The organism is Paraburkholderia sp. SSBN10T, assembly GCF_056619545.1.
In genome coordinates, this window is record NZ_JBWQQI010000005.1 from 13,087 (window position 1) to 35,234 (window position 22,148).

14 protein-coding genes, 1 tRNA gene and 6 pseudogenes are annotated in these 22,148 nt (G+C 56.5%); 6 read left to right on the forward strand and 15 right to left on the reverse strand.

The features are described from left to right. The first annotated feature begins 99 nt into the window (after window positions 1-99). On the forward strand, window positions 100-1,812 hold the full coding sequence (locus AC1ECK_RS09145; protein ID WP_480318168.1) for a ShlB/FhaC/HecB family hemolysin secretion/activation protein: 1,713 nt from the start codon (window positions 100-102) through the stop codon (window positions 1,810-1,812). A gap of 149 nt (window positions 1,813-1,961) precedes the next feature. On the opposite strand, the pseudogene AC1ECK_RS09150 reads toward AC1ECK_RS09145, so the two are convergent. The 4 genes and pseudogenes from AC1ECK_RS09150 to AC1ECK_RS09165 all read right to left on the reverse strand — a co-directional run. Further along, window positions 1,962-2,183, reverse strand: a pseudogene (locus tag AC1ECK_RS09150) (transposase); the annotation flags it as partial. 980 nt (window positions 2,184-3,163) lie between these two features. Continuing rightward, window positions 3,164-4,579 (reverse strand): T6SS phospholipase effector Tle1-like catalytic domain-containing protein, encoded by a 1,416-nt coding sequence (locus AC1ECK_RS09155; RefSeq protein ID WP_480318170.1) that lies wholly within the window; start codon window positions 4,577-4,579, stop codon window positions 3,164-3,166. A gap of 565 nt (window positions 4,580-5,144) precedes the next feature. After that, on the reverse strand, window positions 5,145-5,462 hold the full coding sequence (locus AC1ECK_RS09160; protein ID WP_480318172.1) for a phage holin family protein: 318 nt from the start codon (window positions 5,460-5,462) through the stop codon (window positions 5,145-5,147). Beyond that, window positions 5,452-5,922, reverse strand: coding sequence for a D-Ala-D-Ala carboxypeptidase family metallohydrolase (locus AC1ECK_RS09165; protein WP_480318174.1), 471 nt, complete (start codon window positions 5,920-5,922; stop codon window positions 5,452-5,454). The genes AC1ECK_RS09160 and AC1ECK_RS09165 overlap by 11 nt, the downstream gene beginning before the upstream one ends. 769 nt (window positions 5,923-6,691) lie before the next feature. Here AC1ECK_RS09165 and AC1ECK_RS09170 point away from each other — a divergent pair. The 3 genes and pseudogenes from AC1ECK_RS09170 to AC1ECK_RS09180 form a co-directional block, all read left to right on the forward strand. Then, entirely contained in the window at window positions 6,692-6,925 is a 234-nt protein-coding gene (locus AC1ECK_RS09170; protein ID WP_480318177.1) for a hypothetical protein, read from the forward strand. A 667-nt stretch (window positions 6,926-7,592) separates the two neighbouring features. After that, window positions 7,593-7,778 carry a hypothetical protein gene (locus tag AC1ECK_RS09175; RefSeq protein ID WP_480318826.1) on the forward strand — a complete coding sequence of 62 codons (186 nt, stop codon included), beginning with the start codon at window positions 7,593-7,595 and terminating at the stop codon, window positions 7,776-7,778. Continuing rightward, a pseudogene (locus AC1ECK_RS09180) lies at window positions 7,706-7,927 on the forward strand (hypothetical protein); the annotation flags it as partial. The gene AC1ECK_RS09175 and the pseudogene AC1ECK_RS09180, both read left to right, overlap by 73 nt. A 149-nt stretch (window positions 7,928-8,076) precedes the next feature. On the opposite strand, the gene AC1ECK_RS09185 reads toward AC1ECK_RS09180, so the two are convergent. From AC1ECK_RS09185 to AC1ECK_RS09205, 5 genes and pseudogenes are all read right to left on the reverse strand, one after another. After that, window positions 8,077-10,206: a penicillin-binding protein 1A gene (locus tag AC1ECK_RS09185; protein WP_480318179.1), complete on the reverse strand. Its 2,130-nt coding sequence runs from the start codon at window positions 10,204-10,206 to the stop codon at window positions 8,077-8,079. A gap of 612 nt (window positions 10,207-10,818) precedes the next feature. Next, complete coding sequence (locus AC1ECK_RS09190) at window positions 10,819-11,295, reverse strand: hypothetical protein (RefSeq protein ID WP_480318181.1); 477 nt, start codon at window positions 11,293-11,295, stop codon at window positions 10,819-10,821. A gap of 828 nt (window positions 11,296-12,123) precedes the next feature. Next, entirely contained in the window at window positions 12,124-12,729 is a 606-nt protein-coding gene (locus tag AC1ECK_RS09195) for a transposase (RefSeq protein WP_480318183.1), read from the reverse strand. A 75-nt stretch (window positions 12,730-12,804) separates the two neighbouring features. Beyond that, window positions 12,805-12,900 (reverse strand): annotated as a pseudogene (locus AC1ECK_RS09200) (IS6 family transposase); the annotation flags it as partial. 235 nt (window positions 12,901-13,135) lie between these two features. Further along, the gene (locus tag AC1ECK_RS09205; protein ID WP_480318185.1) at window positions 13,136-14,557 is read right to left on the reverse strand and encodes a hypothetical protein; all 1,422 of its coding nucleotides are present in this window, start codon (window positions 14,555-14,557) and stop codon (window positions 13,136-13,138) included. A 725-nt stretch (window positions 14,558-15,282) separates the two neighbouring features. Here AC1ECK_RS09205 and AC1ECK_RS09210 point away from each other — a divergent pair. Beyond that, window positions 15,283-15,995, forward strand: a pseudogene (locus AC1ECK_RS09210) (IS6 family transposase); the annotation flags it as partial. An 85-nt stretch (window positions 15,996-16,080) separates the two neighbouring features. Here the strand turns inward: AC1ECK_RS09210 and AC1ECK_RS09215 are convergent. The 6 genes and pseudogenes from AC1ECK_RS09215 to AC1ECK_RS09240 form a co-directional block, all read right to left on the reverse strand. Then, window positions 16,081-16,275 (reverse strand): annotated as a pseudogene (locus AC1ECK_RS09215) (DNA-binding protein); the annotation flags it as partial. Between the two features lie 316 nt (window positions 16,276-16,591). Next, the gene (locus tag AC1ECK_RS09220) at window positions 16,592-18,307 is read right to left on the reverse strand and encodes a peptidoglycan D,D-transpeptidase FtsI family protein (RefSeq protein ID WP_480318187.1); all 1,716 of its coding nucleotides are present in this window, start codon (window positions 18,305-18,307) and stop codon (window positions 16,592-16,594) included. Between the two features lie 306 nt (window positions 18,308-18,613). After that, entirely contained in the window at window positions 18,614-18,898 is a 285-nt protein-coding gene (locus AC1ECK_RS09225; RefSeq protein WP_480318189.1) for an ATP-binding protein, read from the reverse strand. Beyond that, entirely contained in the window at window positions 18,828-19,007 is a 180-nt protein-coding gene (locus AC1ECK_RS09230; protein WP_480318191.1) for a hypothetical protein, read from the reverse strand. Before AC1ECK_RS09230 ends, AC1ECK_RS09225 begins: the two co-directional genes overlap by 71 nt. Window positions 19,008-19,048: 41 nt before the next feature. Then, window positions 19,049-19,306, reverse strand: a complete 258-nt coding sequence (locus AC1ECK_RS09235; RefSeq protein WP_480318193.1) for an ATP-binding protein — start codon at window positions 19,304-19,306, stop codon at window positions 19,049-19,051. Window positions 19,307-19,930: 624 nt separating this feature from the next. Further along, window positions 19,931-20,007 (reverse strand) — tRNA-Ile (locus tag AC1ECK_RS09240). A 526-nt stretch (window positions 20,008-20,533) separates the two neighbouring features. On the opposite strand from AC1ECK_RS09240, the pseudogene AC1ECK_RS09245 reads away from it, so the two are divergent. After that, a pseudogene (locus AC1ECK_RS09245) lies at window positions 20,534-21,710 on the forward strand (IS3 family transposase). The last annotated feature ends 438 nt before the right edge of the window (window positions 21,711-22,148 follow it).

Here is a 22,148-nt window from a genome sequence, read left to right on the forward strand (position 1 = left end):
TCTCGCAGCCTATCTTGGCCTCGTGCTCCGGCAGCATCCTTGGGCGGCAATGTGTAATCACAAATTTCATTCAGAATGGAAAGAACACATTGCTTTTCAATGGCACGCAAAACCAAGGGATGGAGTTCAGTGGCCGTAGCGATCATGGTGATGGCCACCGAATGTGCGGCACAAACACCGCCACCTCCAACTGAACTCCGGCTGCCGCCGGCAACGGTGCCTAATGCCGGAAACATTCTGCAACAGCGACGCTCGGAATCGAGTGAGCTGAGCCCGCCGGGCAACGCCCCGGGAGGGTTGCCCGGAGTACAGCCGGGAGAAGTGCGCAAGCGCTACCACGTCAAATCCGTGCGCTTTACCGGTAACGACAAGCTCGGTCAAGAGGAACTTGAGGCGGCTGTGCAGTCCTATATCGGTCAGGATGTGTCGGAACAGGACTTGGAACAGATGGCCGACCAGATCAGTGACCTGTACCGGGCACACGGGTACGGCTTCACTTTCACCTCGGTGGCTTCAGACAGCCTGCGGGACGGCAACATCCGGTTCATCATCGTGGAGGGCAAGGCAGGCCACATCGGCCTGTCAAACCACAGCCGCGTAAGCGACGCGCTGCTCGACGGGATGATGGTGCGCTTTCGCACCCACCCAGACGATACGGACAGCCTGGAGCGCGCAAGCCTACTGATTAATGACACTCCGGGGGTGGCTGCGGCCCGTCCGCGCCTGTCGCGCGGCGAGATTAACGGCACCGTCAATGTTGACATGGAGGTGCAGTCCGCGCCGCTACTGAGCGGTTACACATCGCTTGACAACTACGGCAGCCGGGCCTCGGGTCGCACGCGCCTAGGGGCGCTGCTGGACATCAGCAGTCCGTTCGGCTGGGGCGACGCGCTACGGCTAAACGTCTCGGGCCTGCCGTTCAACCTGCAGAGTGGTGACTCGACACTGGGCGGGGTAACGTACGACTTTCCGGTAGGCACTGCCGGGCTGCGAGGCGGGATGGGCTACAACCGCCTGCAGTACGACTTGGGAGGCGTCTACGAGGGCCAGTTCGACGGGACGGCGGACGTGTGGTCCGCGTACCTGAATTATCCGATCGTGCGCCAGCAGGAGCGGAACCTGTCGGCCCGGGTAACGTACAGCCACAGCCTGTACCGGGACAACCAGGTGGGGTTTGAGAATCAGCGCAACTCGGACGCGTTTGCGTTCATGCTGTACGGCAACCTGCAGGATGGTCTGCTGGGGCGAACTGCGGCAAGCCGTGCGTCGCTCACGCTCACGTACGGAATCCTTCGCTTTGACAGCCCGCTGTTCGCACAGCAGGACGCGGCGGGCAGCCAGACCGCTGGAGGCTACACGAAAGCGGAATTGGGCCTATCGCGGATGCAACAGCTGACCCGAAGCACGTACCTGCAGATCGACATCTCGTCGCAATACGCATTCAAAAACCTAGATAGCTCGGCGCGGATGGTGATGGGAGGCCCCTCGGCGGTACGCGCGTTTAGCTCGGACTTCGTGTCGGTGGATGCTGGGATCGTGATGCGGGCAACGGCGGGATGGCGGCTGCCCGTGCCGGTGGTACCAATGAACACATATGTGTTCTATGACGCGGGCACGGGGGTGCTGCGTCACGATCAGCTCCAGGGACAACCGAACAATGTCAACCTGCAGGGCATGGGTATCGGACTGGACGCGACGTGGCGCTCGGCCACGGTGTCGGTAAGCCTGGCGAAACGGGTGGGAGGCAGTGCGCTTGGGCTAGACAGCCAGCCGCAGACTTGGACGTGGGTGTCACTGAGCTACAGCTTTTGAGAGTACAACCCAGGTAGAAGCCACGGCGAAAGACAATTTCCCTGCCCTTGTAAATCATCATCCACATATCGCTAGGCCCGCAGCAGCGCTGGGGTAACCGGAGTTCGGTTCGGCAACCGACAGATGGGCGCGCGATCACAGATTGTGGGGATATCGCACGAATCATCGGACAGCACGCCCAGCGCCAGATAGACAGCCTTGTTGCGAACCTCGGCGTCTTCGCGAATCTTGACCCGCAACGCATCGAAGAACACGACCGGATACATCGGCTCTAGCGGCCGGGCCTGCTGGGCAGAGACCTCGGCCATCACTTCGTCAGTCACGGAACTGATGAAGTCGGGCGAGACTTCCGTGCCGCACTGCTCAAGCAGTTCGGTCGGAATCGCCAGCAAGATTGCCGGCGGCGTTTTCGGTTTGCGTGGCATACGTTCTCCTTGAGAGCATCATATGCCTCGAACACGAAATTACTGACAAACCCCACTAACCACCATCTTACATTCACCGGAGTAAACATGGCCGATCCAAAACAGATCAAAGCATATATCCAGGATCCGTCGGGTCAGCTGGCCCCCCTTACCGTGGACTCGCTCGTTCTGGAATTCCCATCAGGCGACTCACTGGAAGTCTCTTGGGAAACGCAGCATCCCGATGACCCTCGTCCAATATGTCTGCAAGTATGGGGTGGGCGTCGCGTTTCAGAGCCTCTGTCGGATGAAGAAATCAATACACTAACCCGTTCGACATCGGTTACGCTTTTACCCTCAGCCGCGAATCTCGTACTCCTTCATCCATGCTCGTACCTCATCCGCAAGCGTGGCTAAAAATCAGTGCCGCTTGGGAAAAACGCCTCCCACATCAACTCTCGAGAGAGGCGTCATCGACTGATCGCTTCCGCACACGCGAGCGAGTATTGGAATAATAGTCAGCGGGGGAAGGATTTGTGCATTGGTAAGCACATGAGCCTATGCAGAGTTGATGCCTGCTTCGCCCAGCTCACCGAACCGGGTGCGCGCAGCGCGTTCGCAACCGCCGACGGGACGATGCTCTTCGCGCGGCCAACGACGTCTGTGCTCGCTCGCGACGTCGCGCGGCTGGCAATTGATCTGGTCAGGCGCGCGTCCCGACGGCGCCGAAGAACTACTGCGCGTGTTCGTGCACATTCCGGAAGACACGAAAAAGAACTGAGCCCGCACCACCATCGATGCGCGCAGATTCTCAAGTGAGGCCTTCTGGTGCCGGGCAGCGGCGAGCAATTGCGCAGGATGAATAGCGTCGAAATCACATAATAAAGATACCGAATCTTATCGCAATGGAGCGCCTCATCTTCGACCAACCCAACAAATCTGAATTTTCAGTCGTCCGCCCGGGGCACGGATGACGCCCCAAACTGAGTTGCCGTGGCTTGTGCACTCGGCTCGCCGATGATCTGGCGCGGGAGGAGATAGCTGCCAACGTCGATCCTGAGAAATCCAGCGCGCGAATCGTGTATGTACTGGTCGAAGAAGCGGATCAAATTGGGCGAAAGCGTCGGCGGATCTAGCCACGCATCCCAATAGGCCAGTTGCTGCTCGGAAAGAGGCCTGTTCATTTCCCGATCGCCACCAGCCGTCGCGACCACGCGCTCGTACTCGCTGCGGTCAGTCTTCCACAAACGAGTCAGCCAGACGCGCCAGTTCATCGTGTCGGCGTCGTTCTCCAGTCGGTCGTGAAACTGTCGAATCAGTTCAAGCTGAGTCTGGACCGCCGCGTCGGTCGGGCATACGTCTTTGTAAATATCACGCGCGGTCTGGCCGAAGCGTATCTTCAGCCAGCCGTAATAGAAGCGCACATGCGCTAGTATCCGCTGTTCCAGCGAGCCTCTTGCGTCCACCGTGCGCATGTATTCGTCGAACAGTATCTTCACGTCCTCGGTATACTCGAACAGGTCATTGACCTTTTTATCTGTAAGCTTTGGGGCCGTGAACGGCACGCCACAGATTGTCCCCTCCTGGCGCATGAGATTCAGTGCAATGCGTGCGAGCAGATCGGAGCGAGCCTGCTCGTTGGGACCGTAACCTCCGCCGACATCGGAGTGCACCCCGGGCAGCACGATTTCTTTGCAGCATGCGCTGCCGCTGTGCATAGGGGTGAGCGGAAAGCAGGCACGCAGTTCATGACCTGCGACGAAATGAACGCACCGCTTGACGTAATAGGGTACCTGCAGGTGCAGGCCGGAAAGATTGCGAGCCGGCAAGCCGACTGACTCGACCGCATCGAACAACCCGAGGAAGCGGAAATGCAGCGGGGCCAGCTTACCGTCAACCGCTGCTGGACACGGCCAGTGTGGCACGCCATCCTTGATCGTGCATTTGTCGAGCAGGCGATTTACGAACGCACGCGCGAGCGTCGCGCCACGCGAGAAGCCAAACACAGCGACATCGATGTGCCCCACTTTGTGATTGCCTTGCAACATCTGACGGAAATCTGCCTCCGCCTTAATAAGACGCGCATCACTGCCCAACCCAACGCCGCCGCCCAGCACTTCGCTATCGCGTATATTCGCCAGCCAGCCAGCATCATCTCCATCGAGTCGCGTGCCGACTCCAGGGTAATACAGTGGCACAATAAGCGACAACTTATCAGAAACGTGCCCTAAGAACAGACGGGCAATATTGGAAAGCATTTGTTGCGGCTCATCGAGCTCGCGATTGTTTCCTGTACCATCAAAGAAGAAACTAAACCACGGCCGTTTGAAATGCATCGCATCGTCGGTTACCTGACTCTGCATCGTTATTCTCCTATCTTGCGAATCACACGGGGCCCCATAGGATATTTAGGAAACCTGAATCGACGTTTTCAGGGAGCCACCTATCATTCTATTGCACGATTGAAAAATTCACCTGCTACTCCACTTTCGTTACCGCCTTCACTCATCCTTGGGAAGCCCAACCTCGTCACGAGGTACGCCTTTGCCATCCATCTCCCTTTGACCCGAAGAGCGGCGGTTTCGCCAAGGGATAGCGTGTTGTCACTAGGCAGGAATCGCGATAAATACAACTATCTGAACTTCACGTCGAAAACCGTAAGCTGGATAGGCATTTGTCCAGCAATTGACCATGCAGTCCGTATCACGAGTTTCCACGACCAATACAGCTTGGAACGGAAACGTCTGAGTGGCGCAGGCAGCTTTTTTGATGCTCTGTCAGAATTGTCCTGTACCGGTGAACTAGCTGAGTCGAACCGGATATGTAAGGCCTCTGTCGTACCTGACATCGCGTATGGGCTTTCTCATGCATTGTCACCCAACAGCCAGTGAATCACCTCGGCTCGCTCACGCAAACGACATGATCTGGTCAGGCAGCGCCCGAGTCATTTTCGCCATTTCCGGTCGATGACGAGCGTCCCAGGTAGCGGCGAATCGCCGCTTCGAAAGTGGACTGGCCACCGCAGCCAATCAAGGCTGCTACGCCAACCAACGCGGTGGGAGGCAGGTCGTGGAACATGATGAGTGCCGTGCCTGCGCTTGTTGCCAATCCCGCGCCGACTATCATCTGGCCAAGAGTTTCCCGCACGGTGAGGCGAGCGCCTCCGACAAATAGTTTGCCAAGTCCAATCGCAGCGCCTAACAAAATCAGCGTAAGTAATTCTCTCTCGTGAACACTAAACTGCATGGTCGCCCCCTTGCTCAGGCAATCCCGGAGAATAGCGCACGACGCTGTCGGAAAAATGCGCGGTAAGAATTTGACGCCGCGCTCTGGTTCCTATGGCTGAGGCTGCAATGTGTACCCAATCGCCTTCGAATATAAGCTGTTCAAAGTCAATGTCTGAGGTCGCTATTTTTCGACATACTTGAAGCGGATTGCCAAACGTTGGGCAAGTGAAGTCTGCCGCAAGACCTTGCACATGAGCACTCGTAGCCGCACCTCCGACAGCGCGATTCAAAGCAGGTGATCGATAGCCTGATGACACAATGACGGCACCGCCGAGTAGCGTACGCACCTGCTCCAGCAGTTCGGCTGTTTTTTCCATATTCACTATGACGGATGGAAGTGCGGAATTGTTGATGCGTAATTTGCGTGCCGTAGCACTCGCCGTCATTTCATGCAGAGTAAAATTTCTTGATAGTTTCATTTCAGTAAGTTATGCATAATTCTCTATGAAAACCATAGCCGCGGTCGATTCGTAACTGCGCTCCAGGTTCGCTGGTTCTGAAATGTACATGTTTACATGCGTATTTCGATGTCCTTTGATTAACCACCACTCCAATCAGCGCCTTGTGTTTTAGGCGATAGTTCAGATCCTGAAGTATAAGCAACGGATATACCCCGCGATGCGTCGCTTTGCCTAGAAGCGAAGTCGCATAGTGCCCGATAAGCGGTGTCGACTTCCCGACAAATTGCTGCGCCAGTCGTATCCCGATCTACTCGTCCCTCGACAGAATGACGATGTAGCCTTCGTCCTCCCGGACACATCCGTCAAGCCAAAGTAACCTGAAGAGGACGGGATGAGCAGGACGACAGGACACTTAACTGACGAATTTGAACGCGCGGCCGTCGATACCGGTTCCTGCTTCCTTACCCCAGTTCAGTTCGAGCAGCACATGGCGGGCTAGTGAACCCATGAGGGAAATCGGTGAAAGGCCATTGATCGAAAATGCAGGGCTGGAGCAAGTCGACACATGGATACTCTCTCACGGATGCAGGCGCGACATTGTCCCCCGCGAGTAGCTAATTCGACGCATTGGCAACATGTCTCGATGCCGCCCGAGGGCCTTGGACCAAAGAGCAATCAAGTGTTCGCCTCTAGCGTGATTGGGTTGAACTCCGCTGTTCTTCCACCCCATGAGTGTGCTGTGGCTGATCCCCGTTAGCCGCTCGACGCTAAGTGAGGAGTAGCCGATATGGCCAAGCTGGAAAAGAACCTGAGACCAATCCACGCAAACATCGAGGGGGAGATCTCGTTGAGTCAACAGAACTGGTTCCCGATGTCGTTCAGCCTGGGCGCTACCTGGCTCAATCGGCACTGGCACACCCAGCCCGAAGCGATCAGCGCACGAGTCGAAACCTCGTGTGGCGACCTTATGTTGAAACCCTCGAAGCCTACCCTTGGTGCGACTTTCGGCGTGTACAACTGATACTTCAGGAGCCGATTGTAAGGGTATCGTTGACTGCAACATAAGTTGGTCGCTCCGAAATGGGCTTTCCCCATTTCGGGAGTCTGGATTTTTGAAGTCTACTGATTCAATATCAGAAGATGCCCTGGCGCGCTTTTCGCCGATAATCTGCTGGAGCGCAACCCCGTCAACCCAATAGTGAATCTTGTGCTGCAGACGCTTGTGCGTCTCTACCAGTAACCCCAATTTTTTAAGCAACTTTCGCGCAGTTCTTTGTGCTTCGTATGAAAGCCCTGTTTCGTAGCGTAGTTCTTCAGTTGACTTATGGATACCCAGCTTATCTGGCACGATGGGTTGATGGGAGAGAAGCAGGCAAAGTAACAGGGCTGCGTTCACACTGCCCAAAGCCCGGGCTACGCTAGGGTAATATGCAATAGGGGCGCAGTCGGTCAACTGAAGCAATTTTTCTCCTTGCTAACTACAGGTCGCAGATTTTTTGTGCAAAGGCTTTATTCGAACGATGTGCGCAGGGCTCTGTCGCAGCAAGGCGGTCGGCTATGCTGACCGAGTGGGGATTAACGATGTGAACGATGAGTCCCGAGATGAATACGGCCTTCAGGCGTGTATCTAAACGGCCGCATCACCCAGTCGAACGGGGCTTGGCAGTCGATCATTCGACGCTTCATCGATGGACGTTGAGGCTGCAGCCCCTGCTGGAAAAGAAGTTCCGGCGGCACACACGGACAGCTGGTCGGGAAAAGCTGACGAATGGAAGGAGACGCACATCGAGGTCAACGGTGAGTGGCAACACTTTTGCCGCGTCGTCGAAAAGGAAAACAACACGGTCGGTTTCCTGCTGCGCACCGCTACATAAAAAGGGCGATCACCCAGATCAGCGTATCTGAGACGGCGACGATCGATAAGAGTGAGGCGAGCCTAGCCGCGCTCAAGGCTATCAACGTCACCGGTGAGCAACCATTCAAGATCTGTCAGCAAAAGCACCTGAGCAATGTTGTTGAGCAGGACCTCTGTGCCATCAAACTCCGAACGCGGCCGATGATGGGCCTCAAGAACTTTCACTGCACGCGCCATCCTGCTCGGTGGCAGCATGATGCCGACGGCAAGATAAAACCTTCAGGTGCGGAGTATGCACCGCATGTACCGGTCGCCCATCAATCTTCGGTTCGAAACAGATCTAGTACTCGTGCCCGTTCTGCGGTGTCCACGGGCGCAGGTGTCACGGGATTGTCGATTCGGTCGTCACGCGATTCTGGGTCTCCGCCCCCTGACATCTGCCCGCATACGTACCGGGTCCTGATGAAGGGCGGCGGCGCTTCGACGCACTTTCCGCTCATCGCGTACTCCGTGTACACGAAGTCGCCGTCGGCGAGCACGAGTCCGGGCGGCATAGTAGGCTCGACAGCTGTACGTCCGTCGAGCGCGACTTTCATGTAGCTCAGCCACACCGGCAACGCGAGCGTCGCACCAGTCGCGCTGCCGAGGCTGCGCGGCACGTCATAGCCAAGCCACACAGTCGTCACGATGCCCGACGAGTAGCCGACAAACCACACGTCCTTCGCGTCGTTCGACGTACCCGTCTTGCCGGCCGTGTCGGCACGCCCCAGCGACAACGCGCCGCGCGCGGTACCGCTGCGCACAACATCGCGCAACATGCTATTCATAACGAACGCATTGCGCGCCGGGATTGCGCGGACCGGCGCCGGCGGCGGCGCGCTGAACAGCACGTCACCGTTGCGCCGTTGCACGCTCTGGATCAGCCGTGGCGCGGCGCGCAGGCCACCGTTCGCAAAGGCCGAATAAGCGCTCGCAAGCTGCAACGGCGTTACGGTGCCTGCGCCGAGCGCGAGAGTCAGCGAGGCTGGATTAAGCACCTTGTCGAAGCCGAAGGCGACCGCGTGCCCCTGCACGAACGACGTCTGCGCGGCCTGCATCAGGCTCACCGCGACGACATTCTTCGAGCGCACGAGCCCGCGCCGCATCGAGATAAAGCCTTCGTAGTTGTCCGCATAGTTACGCGGGCGCCAGCTGTTCGCACCGGTTTCCTCCTTCGACAACGTACGCTGCGTGTCATCAACCAGCGTTCCTGGGAAATAGCCCTTCTCAAGCGCTGCGGAATAAACGAACGGCTTGAAACTCGAGCCCGGCTGCCGGTACGCCTGCCACGCATGATCGAACGGATTGTGCGTGAAATCCATGCCGCCCGAGAGCGCAAGGATATCGCCCGTATGTGCATCGAGCGAGACCAGCGCGCCTTCCAGCGTAGCGGCCGACCCGGCCTTCGCCCCAGCACGCATCTGCGCGTCGAGCCCCCCATGACGCAGCGCCGCCTCGGCAGCGAGCTGCTCGCGCATCATCACGGTCGTTCTCACGTCCAAGCCAAGCGTATACGCGTCATCGTGATAACGCTCGACCATCATGCGGCGCGCGTACTCCGCAACGTAGGGTGCTGCGACGATCCCGGGTGGCGGTGTGCCGGCCAGCACGAGCGGTGCGTCAAGCGCCTGCCGGTAGGCCTCAGCGTCGAGGTAGCCGTTCTCGCGCATCCTGCGCAGCACGTACTGTCGGCGCTCCTTCGCACGCACCGGGTTGACGATCGGATTGAACGCCGACGGCGCCTTAGGCAGGCCTGCGAGCACCGCAGCCTCGGCGTCCGTCAGTTGATCGAGCGGCTTGCCGAAATAGATTGATGACGCTGCCGCGAATCCATAGGCACGTTCTCCCAGGTAAATCTGGTTCATGTATAGCTCGAGCAGCTTGTCCTTGCTGTAACTCATTTCGAGTTTGTACGCCAACAGCATTTCGGTTAGCTTCCGGCTCATAAGCTTTTCGCGGCTCAGGTAGAAGTTGCGCGCAACCTGCATCGAGATCGTGCTGCCCCCCTGTGCTGAATGTCCGGCGACGAGATTGGTCAGCGTCGCACGCACGACCGCGCCGAAATCGACTGGCCCGTGCTTGTAAAAATGCGCATCCTCCGCAGCGAGCAGCGCGTGGCGCACACGCAGCGGAATCTGCTCGAGCGGAGTGAACTCGCGACGCTCAAGCCCGTACTCCGCGAGCAGCACACCGTCGCGCGAATAGATCCGCAGCGGCATCGCCGGCCGGTAGGTCGAGAGATGGTCGACGGCCGGCAACTGCTGCCAGATCCGGTCAATCAGAAACGAACCCGTTGCAAGGCCTGCGACCGCAAGACCGAGCAGTACGCCTGCGAACATGCGCAGATAGCGAAGGCGTCGGGAGCGGGGTCGCGGCGCGGGAAGCATGGGCGGAGTCGCCTGCGTCATGGGATAGCTTATAACGATGTGGTGGCCCGGCGTGCGGCCTACAGGATGTCGGCTCCGGGACGAACGGCGCGTTGTCGAGGTGACCGCGCCAAAGTGGTATAAGCCTTGGTGCCTGCGTCACCTGCTTGCCAACGGACCTAGCCGCGCAACCTCGTCAATCATTGCCGTCGTCGATCAGGATTCGGGGCGGTCCTGCCCTGCAAGCCATGCCGGCACATGCCCCAGTCGTTCCATGTCGCGCCACACGTTGTACCGGAGATTCGTTGTACCGGAGATTCCGGGGCCTGCGCAGCTCACTCGGATTGGCGGCCGAACTGGAGAGGACACAAATATGCGCGGCATCGATTAATGCAGACAAGCTCACAGCCTTCTTTCCTGAAACTATTCGATAGAACACAAGAGAATAAGAAAGTGTCCGTTTCAGCGGTATCAGAAATGTCTGTTACGAAACATGACTCGACGCCGCGCTACGCAAAGACCGAAACGGAAGTCCGCGGGTTTGCACCTCCCCCTACGCGGGCCAGTTCTACTGCTGCAAAGCATGAGGAGGCAGTTAGCGCGGAACCGACTGATGTAAGGCGCCAGTTCAGACCGGAGCCCCTTTTGTCATGTCTACCCCGAATCGTTGCGTCGGGACGGACCATGCTTGACTACAGATGCAGCAGGAATGGGCGAATGGCCACCCGAGCGGGAAAACCCGTCGAGGAGTTCCCACGCATCGACGTAGCGATGCATGGGAACTTTCTCAAGCTGTGCATCGTGGACCATCAGCAGTCGCTCCAGCGCGGCCCGTTCACCACAACTCAGGAATCGCTCGCTCTGCTCTGCGCGGTCGATGTAGGCCTGAAGGGCAGCGTCAGCCTCCTGGTATAGAGCCAGATCCGGTTCGCCATTGGCATCGCGCAGGTAAAACGACAGATACAGGGCATTCAGGAGCATCGCGATTTGTGCCGCCTCGCCGTGGCCCTCCCGGACTGCGGCGAGAGCCATATGATGTTTGAGCTGCAAAGACCGAATGTGGACGCCCTGAAGCGGCAGCAACATGGTTTTGCAAAGCGGCCGACTGCCGCCGTTTGAACGACGTGCCATCCGTAGTTGGTCTCCTCGTGAGGGTGGATCAGGAAAATCCTCTTTCCTTACAAGACCGCCCCGTCCCCTCGTCAGAACAAGGACCGGGCGTCGCGCTGCGGATTATTGATGGGAGATTTCCGGTGCCGGTGGACCAGCCCCCTCCGAAGCCAATATTTCGTGCACCCCGTGAAGCAGGCCGAGGGCGCACAGCAACAGCGCGAGGTCACAACAATAGACATGAAAGCATCTTCACTTCGCTCCTCTGCAAGAAATTGTCGCCATCGCTAGGACGGATCGGAGTCCGTTTCATGCGCAAAAACGCGCGGAGCGACACAGGTTTGATGGGCGAACAAACGAACTGTATTTTCGCCTAGCATCTAACGCTCCCTCTATGGGAAATATCCCGGGCGCAACCCAAGAAAATTCTTGCCCACAATGAATGATAAGCAGCACACATCAGCGTCGAATGGCTTTGTTCAAGAGGGTTGGAATCCACTTGGTTGTGGACGCAACTATGAATTTTTGACGCAAACGGGCCTGCCGAACGAATTCCACAGGTTCAGCAGGTTGCCGATGATTACCCCCTCGCGCTGCTGAGACTCAAGTCGACGCGTCAGCAGTCGCGCTCCGATGCAGCGTTTGATTCGCGAGATCTGTGATTCGACCAGTGCGCGCTGACCGCACCCGTATTTGTTCCGGAATGCAGGATGCCCTTGTCCTTGATGTACCGAACGAGATGGTCGTGCCAGCACGCCGCAGGCTGACCACGCCTCGGTCTGCGCAATGCTGTATACGCGCCGTCTGCGATCACGCAGTCGACGTTGGCGTCGACTGTCAGCACCGCATTCAGCCCCCCCCCTCGTCGGAGACGTGATCCTCGGTGATCGCGATCTGCTGGACATTCATCTCCAGATCGATCGACAGATGCATCTTGCGCCACGGCGTATGGCTCGCATCGCGGCCGTACTTTTGCCGATACCATTCGCTGGCTCGGCCAAACTTCATGCCGCTGCTGTCAACGATCAGACTGATTGCCTCGCCTCTGGACAGGCAATCGGCGACGCGCTGGCAGCGCTGTTTGACCTGAACCTCGAGCGTGCTAAACCGCTCGCTGAGCAACCCGAAGCTCGGCACCGCGATGTCCAGCCTGCGCAGCGCCCAGAATTCCTGCATATGGCCGGTGATCTGCCGCATGCCCCAGCCGAACAGCCGGTAGAACATAAAGATCAGTTCGAGGTACGCATCGCTGTACGTCCGGAACTGGCCCGATACGCCCTGCTGGCAGGGTGTATCGTTGATGAACAACGGCTTCAGGTCGCCCTCGGGGCAGTACAGGCTGAGCTGCCCGCGCCGCTTCAGGCTCTCGTTGTACTCGTGCGCGTTCGTTACCGTATAGGCCGGTTTGGGCCGTTTGCGCGATTCGCCAGTTTTCAGTCTCGCCTTGTAAGGCATGAAAGCTCGCCAGTCGGATAGGTCACCGAGCTCTTTCTACCGGACCTACGGTCGCCGCGCAAGGACCCTCCTGAACAAAGCCGGGTTGAAGCGGAAATACCAGCGAACGGCGCATCTGATGACGCTCGCGGGGAAGCGGTGACCGTGGTAAAGCGACTTCGTCTTCTTCATCGCCTCATTTTAACGCTCCGTGCTCGCTAACCTGACAACGCCCTCGTGCCACATAGGATCTAACTCCCCGGCTTGTCGAAGCGTTTCGTCAGCAGACGTAACATGGCGCGCGATTTAAACCCTCTCATCGGAGGCGAATAGTCTGCGCGCCCCCGACGAGATGGCCCTACCAACCTGCCAACCTGCCAACCTGCCAACCTGCCAACCTACCAACCTACCAACCTACCAACGCCAATTATGCCTGCGATTTTACCGCTATTCTGCAAATCGCGAATTCCGGATTTAACGTGGCATATTCTGCGCTGGCTGTCACCTTAGCCTCACCAGGAGCAGTTGCCCCGTCTGCATAAACGACTGCACGTCCATGCGCATCTGCTTCTGCACTATTAGCTGAGAGCTTTAGTCCCGTTGTTCCGCTATCGATTTTAAAATTCACCATAACACCTGATGCCCCGTGAGCACCAGCACCAGACTCATCCAAGACTTTAGCTAGAATCTTGAGTGGGGACTGACCAATCGTGAATGATTCCCTCTGCTCCATTTCTATTTCTCGTGCCTCAAAGATCATACGTTCAAAAGTCGTCGATGCAGCCACCCCAACGTCGTCGAGCACCCTAGCAGTGACCGTAGCCATCCCGGCACGATTTTCCCATCCACCATCAAACGATATACTCACCAAGCCCTCATCATTCGTGTTCACAACAGTTCTGGCAAGTTGCAGAGTGGTGGTGCCCGGATCAATCGTGCAATAAACAGGTATCCCCGCTCCAGCAGGCTTTCCTTGGTTCAATACCTGAATTGTTGCCCCACTAGGAAAACTACCGATATGGGTAGAGGTAAATGCTTGGTCATCCGCAACCTTCAGCGAAAAATTTTTCGAGACAGCGCGAATCAGCGTGAATGAATGATGCTCAGTGAATCCGCGGGGCTCCCAAAACTCAAGATCAAACTGTATATCTTCTCCGGTATATTTCTTCGCAAAAGAAAGACTTGACAGCGTGGCACCTTCTTCAACGCTATCCTTTGCAATGACTTTTTTTCCACCTTGGCGTGGATATTTTTTTCCATCCAAAGGATTAACGTAGGATATTTGCTTAGAGAATTTTGTTAATGTCTTTGGGTGACGAAAAATAAGCTCAACCTCTCCTTTTTCATTGATTTTAGCATCAGCATCTTCACCGCGAGCACCTAAGTGCCACTGAAAAGAGAAAGCTTCAGCGGTATATTCTCTCACTCCAGGAGAATAGAAATACACTAAATAATTTTTAGTGCTCGAATTTCCTGACGAATTATTCCTCTTCTCATCCTCAAGCGCATCGCAAAGCATCAAAATATCTTGCCGACCGATTGAATCTGGTGCAACGTCAACCTTTAACTCGTTAGTTGCTATTTGCCCCTTCCTAGCATTAGCGAATATCGTGATTCGACCAAACAATTCATCTTGGCCAATGATCTCAAAGGGGATTTGAGCTGAGACATGGTCCGCGGGCGATAATGACTCATCATTCAAGATCTCCATATAGATAGAGTCATATGGTTCGACCGTATCTGGCAGCTCCTCCCACCAGCCCTCATTCTCGTTTTCGACTACAGCAGAATTATCCAACCTTAAAGTAAATGGGCTTCTGTTTTCAAGTGTAATGGCGAACCACTTCATGATTTTCTCCTGAGACACAAAGGGCTCAGCGAAGCCGAGCCACACTACGCATCCAAGCGAAGACAGCGCTAGCTGAAGTCGCACCAAGGTCAAGGGCAACAGCCATGCACGCCCTCCCCTTGCTCCACCATGCTGCCACCGCTCCCCGGACTCTCATATGGGCACCGCCAGAATCATTCGGTGGTTGCAAAGCCCCTGCGCAAATCACCTAGCCACAGACTTGCTCGACAACCCGCGCCATTCCGCCACCTAGTGGCGAGATCAAGTAGACGCTGCTGAGAATCTGCGCGCAACCGGCGATCCGGCTGGTGTATTGCCGACCCTATGCGCCTGAGGGCGAGCTCGAGCGCTGGAATCGTACGTTACGCGAGCAGTGATTTCGACGCAATCAGATTGCTCTTGCTTTGCCATCTCTTACGGTTGAGCGACTAGGGCTTTCGCACGAAGAAATTGCGGCTTCGGCTCAAGGACTTACGAGGTTTTTCCCCGGGGTTTTCAGGCCCAGTAGCTGCGCGCGGTAGTCGTCGCTGGCCCCAGCTTTCAGGCGCCGGATCCTGATACCGGCTTTCGTGGAGTTATCACGCCTGATGAGGTTGGTGGCAATGCACCGCAGAACGGCGAAGTTTTGCGCGGCATTCTCAAGCCGAGCCCGGCACTGATCTTCGTTGAAGGTGACATCCAGAACGGCGTTGTCAGGTTAGCGAGCACGGAGCGTTAATGAGGCGATGAAGAAGACGAAGTCGCTTTACCACGGTCACCGCTTCCCCGCGAGCGTCATCAGCTGCGCCGTTCGCTGGTATTTCCGCTTCAACCTGAGCCTGCGTGATATCGAGGAGTTGCTGCTCGAGCGCGGCGTGGTGGTGACCTACGAGACAATCCGTTGCTGGTGCGACAAGTTCGGAGCCGCCTTCGCAGGGCGCGCAAAGGCGGTGCGACGCAAGGCCGGCAGCACGTGGCATCTGGACGAAGTATTCGTGAAGCTGCGCGGCGAGCCCTACGTGCTGTGGAGGGCCCCCTGGATGAATGCGGCGCCGAGCTGGATGTGCTTCTGCAGAAGCGCCGGGACAAGGCCGCAGCCAAACGCTTCTTCAAGCATGTGCTTTGATCGAATCCCGTGCCCCGGAAAATCGTCACCGACCAACTACTGCGCAGTTACCCTGCGGCGAAGGCAGACATCGCAGAACTCGCGGGTGCCAAGCCCGTGTTCGTGAAGGCGGCTGCACGAGTGAATAACCGTGCCGAGAACAGTCACCAACCTACGCGTCGCCGTGAGCCCGCCATGAGCGGATTTTGCGATCCGCTTCGCACGCAGGTTTTTCTATCCAGCTTCGGTCCGATCCGTCAACACTTTGCATTATCCCGCCACCGCATGACGGCGCAGTCCCATCGCACCAAACTCAAGGCGCGCCTTGCAGCGTGGAATCATTGGACGGTAGTCGATGCTGCCATCGTTCACATATTAATAAGGATGCCGATTCGTTTTCCATCTTACCCCGTCAGCTTCCGCCAAGTTGACAACACCCCTCGGTCTCGATCGCGTTCAGCGCTCGCGCAAGTGTCGCCGGATCGCCCGCACCGAGCCGCGCGCGGAGCTTGCGGACCGATACGACCTTGCGGAAGCGTTCGCTGGTGGGAGGCTCTGCATCGCCTGCGTCGGCGAGCATCAAGAGCACAGCAGAACGGATCTGTTCAGGGGTAACGGCGGACGGACGGGGCATGGTGGACTCCTGGCAGGGAAGAGGGTCACTTCGGCGTTATTATTTCACACACATATAACGTTATAAAACCACTTTTAAAATGAATTCAACTTATCTATCGACGATAACTCGAATTATCGCTGCCAAACATGCGCCATGTCGCCAGCCAAAGCACCTGACGGTGACATAAGCCCCACCAGACTGTTTCTCAGGCAACACAAAAAGACCAGACAACAACCATTTTATTTTATTAAATATATTATTAGGGGCAGACCGCAAACCCTTGTCGCGCCTGGATCGCGCTACCGTCGTAATCTGCAGTGAAATTACGGGGATGTCAATGTTTTGACGAAATATCAGGCGGCACACCAAGCACTCTGAGTGCGTCACCCGTTACAGCGGAAAATACAGGACCTGCGACAGTGCCCCCGTAATAACTTCTTCCGCGCGGATCATCAATCATTACGGCCACGACAACACGTGGGTTGCTCATTGGCGCCATTCCGACAAACAGTGCACGGTAGCGCCCCTGCGCGTATGACCGACCGACTTGTTTGCGAGCAGTACCTGTTTTTCCGCCGACCCTGTAACCGTCAACACGCGCAGCGCGACCGGTTCCAGCCTCACCAACAGCCATCTCCAGCATCGTGCGAATTGCGGAGGCGGTCGACGGTGTCGTGACGCGAAATTCACGACGCGTAGCGAGCCCGCTGTCCGAACTCACCAGCGATGCATGATGCAACGTACCATCGCCCGCGTACGCGGTATAAACCTCCGCAAGCTGCAGTAGCGACATCGAGATCCCGTAGCCATACGCCATCGTTGCCTGCTCTACTGGCTGCCAACGAATGTAGGGGCGCAACCGACCGGCAGCGACCCCAGGAAACGGTAGATTGGGAGCGTGACCAATCCCGTATTCCTCGTACCTGCTCCAAATTGTTTTGGGAGACAAACCAAGAGCAAGCTTGGCAAGTGCAATGTTGCTCGACATCTGCAGCGCCTGCGCAACCGTTATTGAACCGTGGTTCGATGTATCGTGGATTACCGCGGTGCCTATCCGGTATGTGCCAGGATTCGTGTCAATGACTGTCTGCGGCTGCACTTTTCCCTCATCGATCGCCAAGGCGACAATTACGGGCTTGATTGTCGAGCCGGGCTCAAACGTATCTATCAACGCTCGATTGCGCAGCTGCCCGCCGGTCAGGTTCCTGCGATCGTTGGGATCGAAAGCAGGATAGTTCGTCAGCGCAAGAATCTCGCCGTTAGTCGCATTGAGCACGACGACACTGCCAGCCTCCGCTCGATTTTTTTCCACTGCCTCCCTCAATCGCGCGTACGCGAACTGCTGAATCCGGCGGTCAACCGTCAGTCTGAGTGTCGTTCCTGACAATGCCGGCACAAATGGATGCGCATCTGCGACGACTCGGCCAAGTCGATCACGTATCACCTGACGCAGACCCGATGCACCCGACAGTTCCCCATCCTCTGAAAGCTCGATCCCCTCCTGCCCGTGATCCTCAATATCAGTAAAACCGACAATATGTGCAGCTGACTCACCCTCCGGATAGTAGCGCTTCGATCCATATGTCTGCCTGATGCCAACAAGATGAAGCTTGTCAATACATGCCGCCGTCGCTGCGTCCACCTGACGTTTAAGCAATACGAATGAATGACCGACTGCCAAGCGCCGTCGCAATTCGACCGAAGACATGCCAAGCAGCCGAGAGAGTGGAGCATATGCCCCCTCCTCGACCTGTCCGGGATAGGCCCAGACTTCACTTGCAACCAAACTCACTGCCAATTGTGCGCCGTTACGATCCAAGATAGAACCACGCATCGAGCCGAGTCTTATTGTCTGCTGATACCGCTTCTCACCTTGGCCGATGTAAAAATCACAATTCGCCACCTGTACCCAGAATGCGCGCGCGGCCAGAGCCGCAAACGCACAAAACATGAGAAAAACGACAAATTTTGAACGCCATTTTGGCAAATCTTCTCGTAACACGGGACTATGAATTACCGAAACAGCTGAACTACTTTTATCCTTTCTCATTCGGCCGATATGATTTTAAACCTTGACACTACAGCGAGCGAGCTGCGACCCAGAACAAATCCCCAGCACTGACGCTTCCAACGGAAGCTGCCATTATGGCGCAATTGGGAAGCGAGTCTAGCGAGGCATTAGAGGGTAACAGCATTCCACCCCGAATCGAAGCAAGACTTTTCTTGATCAAAGGCGAGTCGGTTGCTTGCTGGCAAGGACAACGCACCTCATGTCGCGGATCGGCGCAATCTAACCGGTGATGATCAGCATAAGTGAAGCCCCCAGGAGTGGCCCGAAGCGCGATTTCGAAGGGACTCAAGAATGCGGTTTTATGCTAGATTTTTCAATGGCGTTTCCGCTATTTTCAGGCACTGGTTTGGGCTTGCGAAAGCTCTCACCCTCGATCACTACCCGATAGGCGCCGTGGCGTAGCCGGTCAAGCGTGGCAGCGCCAAGAATGCGGTTATCGGTAAACGCATCGCCCCATTTGCTGAAGTCGAGATTTGAAGCCAAGACCGTCGCAGCCCTCTTATACCTGGCGGCGATCAAATCGTGGAAATTTTCGTCGGGGGGGATGAAGGGGTTTGAGCGCGAAGTCATCAATGATCAACAGGGGCAAGGGCACGAGCTGCTGGAACTTGCGCTCGTAAAGGCCTGTGGCACGCGCCGCGCACAGCTTCTTGAGCAGGCCAGCCTGCGTGATGAACAATACGTCGCCCCCCCCTGATGGGCAGCGCAGTGACCTAGGGTTTAAGCCAAGTACGACTTGCCGATGCCCGTTTGGCCGACCATCAGAATGCAGATATTCTCGTCAATGTAGTGGCCCGTGGCCAGATCGTGAATGTGCGCTCGATTGAGCCTGGGCAACAGGTCGAAGTTGAAACCCTCGAGCGTCTCGCCCAGCGCGAAACTGGCGCGGGCGAGCTGCCCGTCGATGGCCTGGCAGTCGCGCTGCTCAAGCATGTCGCCCCCATGCAGACCGGTGAGTTCGCTCCAATTTCCTGCCACAGGACTCACATCGGGCCGTTTTCTCAAGTTGGGCGTAAACCGGGGCGCACCAAATATCCATCAGGATCAAGCATGCCATATTGGACTCACGTCTGCCTTGGTGGCAATTATCAGTCTAGGAAAAACTGACGTCAGACAAGGGCCAAGGAGTTTCGCAAAACATGACTGTTGCCAGCACAACGAAAGTCAAGAATGGCAAGTTGCCTAAGTGCCTCCGGTCACGTGCAAACAGTAGGCTAGGCAAATGGTAGCATCACGTGTGGTGCGTTCGTCTTTGTTGTCATGCATTGACGCTCGACAGATTCTACTTGACCGCGTTAATGCAATAAGCTGGAAATCGCCCACCAACAGTCTGGCTGATCATGTCGAGCACACCAATGCTGGCGACAAAAACAGCGAATGCCACTAGCAAGCCGATAGCGGTCGACCGGTGTGCCGCATAAGGCGCAAGTAGGCAACGTCGCCGAATAAATCGGATTACACCAGCACAGATAATCATCAGCAACTCCAGTGCCACAGTAGATAGGCTAACGCTGGAAATAAGACAAACCACAGCGCCGGATACGATTTCCCACGAACATCCTTCTCCCTTCGGCTTTGACAGATACAGACGGCAAACACAACTGGTGGGCCCGGCCGGGCTCGAACCGGCGACCGATCGATTATGAGTCGAGTGCTCTGACCGACTGAGCTACGGGCCCTGATAGACTGCACAATTGCTATCAAAAGAGCCGCGCTCACGAGCCAACCTCAGTCGTCGACTGACCTTCCAAAAAGCGAGTCGCTCGTCTGCTCGACCGTCTAACCCGCGACGCCTGTCGTGAAAAACGTTTTGATATCAACTTGCAACCCAAATGTATTCAGCTTGCAGTCGATCGACAATAGGAAATTTCTTGCGAGAGGAGTCGCTGCCCACTCCTGTTGTCAGGGCAGATTTGATGCTTTTCGCTAATTTGTTACGTTATGAAATTTATCTACGGCATTTCCATCGTCGCAGTCGTTGTGATTCTTGCGCCTGCCGGATGAGAGGTGACCGCGCAAACCCAGACAGTCGGATAAGTGATTTTGGCCGAGGCCTGAGCCAGCGATAATGCTGACAAAGGAACCTGAAAGATGACGAAGAGAACCCGACGGACGCACTCAGTGGAGTTCAGGGCAAAAGTGACCATGCCTCGATTTCGCGTACAGCAACAATTTTGTTAATTTTCTGTATGTACGGAGGGTTTCATGTCAGAAAAATCTGTGCCGAAACGGCAAGACACGGGCGAGTCCAAAGGCGAGGTCGTCAGGCTTGCAGAATCAGTCTGTCAGCATGAAGCCGCGCGCCGGCTCGGGGTGCCAGTCGCGACTTTAGAGAACTGGAGGCGGCGTAGTCGCCGCCCCGACGACGCTGGCCAGGCGGGTGGTCATGAGTCGGTCGCGGCACAAACAGCTCGCCCGATTAGTGAACTGGAAGCGGAGAACAGTCGGCTACGCAAAGATTTGGCCAGCGCGAAACTCGATATCGAAATTCTCTCAAAAGCAACGGCGTACTTCGCGAAGGGGGCGCGGTGAAGTACGCCTGGATCGATACCTACCGCGACCGGTACAGCGTCAGTCGCTTGTGCCGAATAGTTGATGTGTCGCGCAGCGGCCATTGCCAGTGGCGTCGGCGTGGCCCAGACGCACGCGCTCAGACCAATGCAGCCCTGGACGCCACGGTCGCCGCTATCCACCGGTCGAGTCGCGGCAGCTACGGTCGTCCTCATATCATGCGGCAGTTGCATGCCCAAGGTCAGCCGGCGGGCGCAGAACGCGTACGTCGCAGCCGGCAACGCCAAGGGCTGCGCCCGATCTACAAGCGGGTCACGACGAATTCGACGCATTGCCTGCCGGTGACGCCGAATCTGCCTGATCGTCGTTTCGACGGCTGGCAGCCCAATCAGACATGGGTCAGCGACATCACGTTCGTCAGGACCGGCGAAGGCCGGTTATATCTGGCGGCGATCCTGGATCTGGCGAGCCGGCGCATCGTGGGCTGGTCGATGTCCAAGCGAATCAACGCCAACCTGGCCTGCCAGGCACTGCGCAGCGCGTGCTGGCAACGCAAACCGGCACCGGGGCTACTGCTACATTCCGACCGCGGAAGCCAATATGCAAGCCGTGCCTACCGGAAACAGGCCGCGACTTCAAGTTAAACATCTCGATGAGCCGGTGTGCGAATGCGTAGGATAACGCTACGATGGAGAGCTTCTTCAAGACGCTGAAAGTCGAAAGAATCTATCAGGTCCGCCATGAAACACGTGTCCAGGCACGCCTGGACATCGTCGACTGGATCGAAGGCTATTACAATCGACAACCCCTGCACACCTCAATCGACTTCCATACCCCTGTCGACTACGAGGCTGCGTTGATCGCCGCATGACTTGCTGTACGTGGAAACGAGACAGGGTCAGTCTCGAGCCACACCGCGCGCATACGAAACCGAATCGCAATCTCGCGGTTCATCGCTTCATTTTAGTTAAAACGATGTGTGTGGATCACACACCTGGCGTGCTAGCGGCACTCTCGCATCCGCCCGAGGCCTTTAAAATAATCCCAGCATAAGGCACTGAAATACCGATCTCCCCGGGGAGTTCCGGTGAACCGCTGCATCATCAATCTAACCGTATCCGAATGTCCCGAGTTACAGGACCAACTCCACAATCAGAGCCACCTCCACGTTCAGACGCCTGAGTGCCCCCCTCCGGGTAGTCAAGCCAAGACTTTTCCGGTGTTTAAATTTGAACTGCCAATATAGGCTCGCGATATGTTACCGCTGTTGTTACTCACTCTCTCAGGTGACGTCGATGAGTTGGAAACA

What these genes read in the sequence shown, in the direction of transcription:
- AC1ECK_RS09205 (WP_480318185.1), bottom strand. Translation starts at nt 14,557, where the DNA reads ATGAAGTGGTTCGCCATTACACTTGAAAACAGAAGCCCATTTACTTTA.
- AC1ECK_RS09190 (WP_480318181.1), bottom strand. Translation starts at nt 11,295, where the DNA reads ATGGCACGTCGTTCAAACGGCGGCAGTCGGCCGCTTTGCAAAACCATG.
- AC1ECK_RS09170 (WP_480318177.1), top strand. Translation starts at nt 6,692, where the DNA reads ATGGCCAAGCTGGAAAAGAACCTGAGACCAATCCACGCAAACATCGAG.
- AC1ECK_RS09165 (WP_480318174.1), bottom strand. Translation starts at nt 5,922, where the DNA reads ATGAAACTATCAAGAAATTTTACTCTGCATGAAATGACGGCGAGTGCT.
- AC1ECK_RS09175 (WP_480318826.1), top strand. Translation starts at nt 7,593, where the DNA reads ATGGACGTTGAGGCTGCAGCCCCTGCTGGAAAAGAAGTTCCGGCGGCA.
- AC1ECK_RS09220 (WP_480318187.1), bottom strand. Translation starts at nt 18,307, where the DNA reads ATGAGAAAGGATAAAAGTAGTTCAGCTGTTTCGGTAATTCATAGTCCC.
- AC1ECK_RS09160 (WP_480318172.1), bottom strand. Translation starts at nt 5,462, where the DNA reads ATGCAGTTTAGTGTTCACGAGAGAGAATTACTTACGCTGATTTTGTTA.
- AC1ECK_RS09195 (WP_480318183.1), bottom strand. Translation starts at nt 12,729, where the DNA reads ATGCCTTACAAGGCGAGACTGAAAACTGGCGAATCGCGCAAACGGCCC.
- AC1ECK_RS09155 (WP_480318170.1), bottom strand. Translation starts at nt 4,579, where the DNA reads ATGCAGAGTCAGGTAACCGACGATGCGATGCATTTCAAACGGCCGTGG.
- AC1ECK_RS09145 (WP_480318168.1), top strand. Translation starts at nt 100, where the DNA reads ATGGCACGCAAAACCAAGGGATGGAGTTCAGTGGCCGTAGCGATCATG.
- AC1ECK_RS09185 (WP_480318179.1), bottom strand. Translation starts at nt 10,206, where the DNA reads ATGACGCAGGCGACTCCGCCCATGCTTCCCGCGCCGCGACCCCGCTCC.
- AC1ECK_RS09225 (WP_480318189.1), bottom strand. Translation starts at nt 18,898, where the DNA reads ATGACTTCGCGCTCAAACCCCTTCATCCCCCCCGACGAAAATTTCCAC.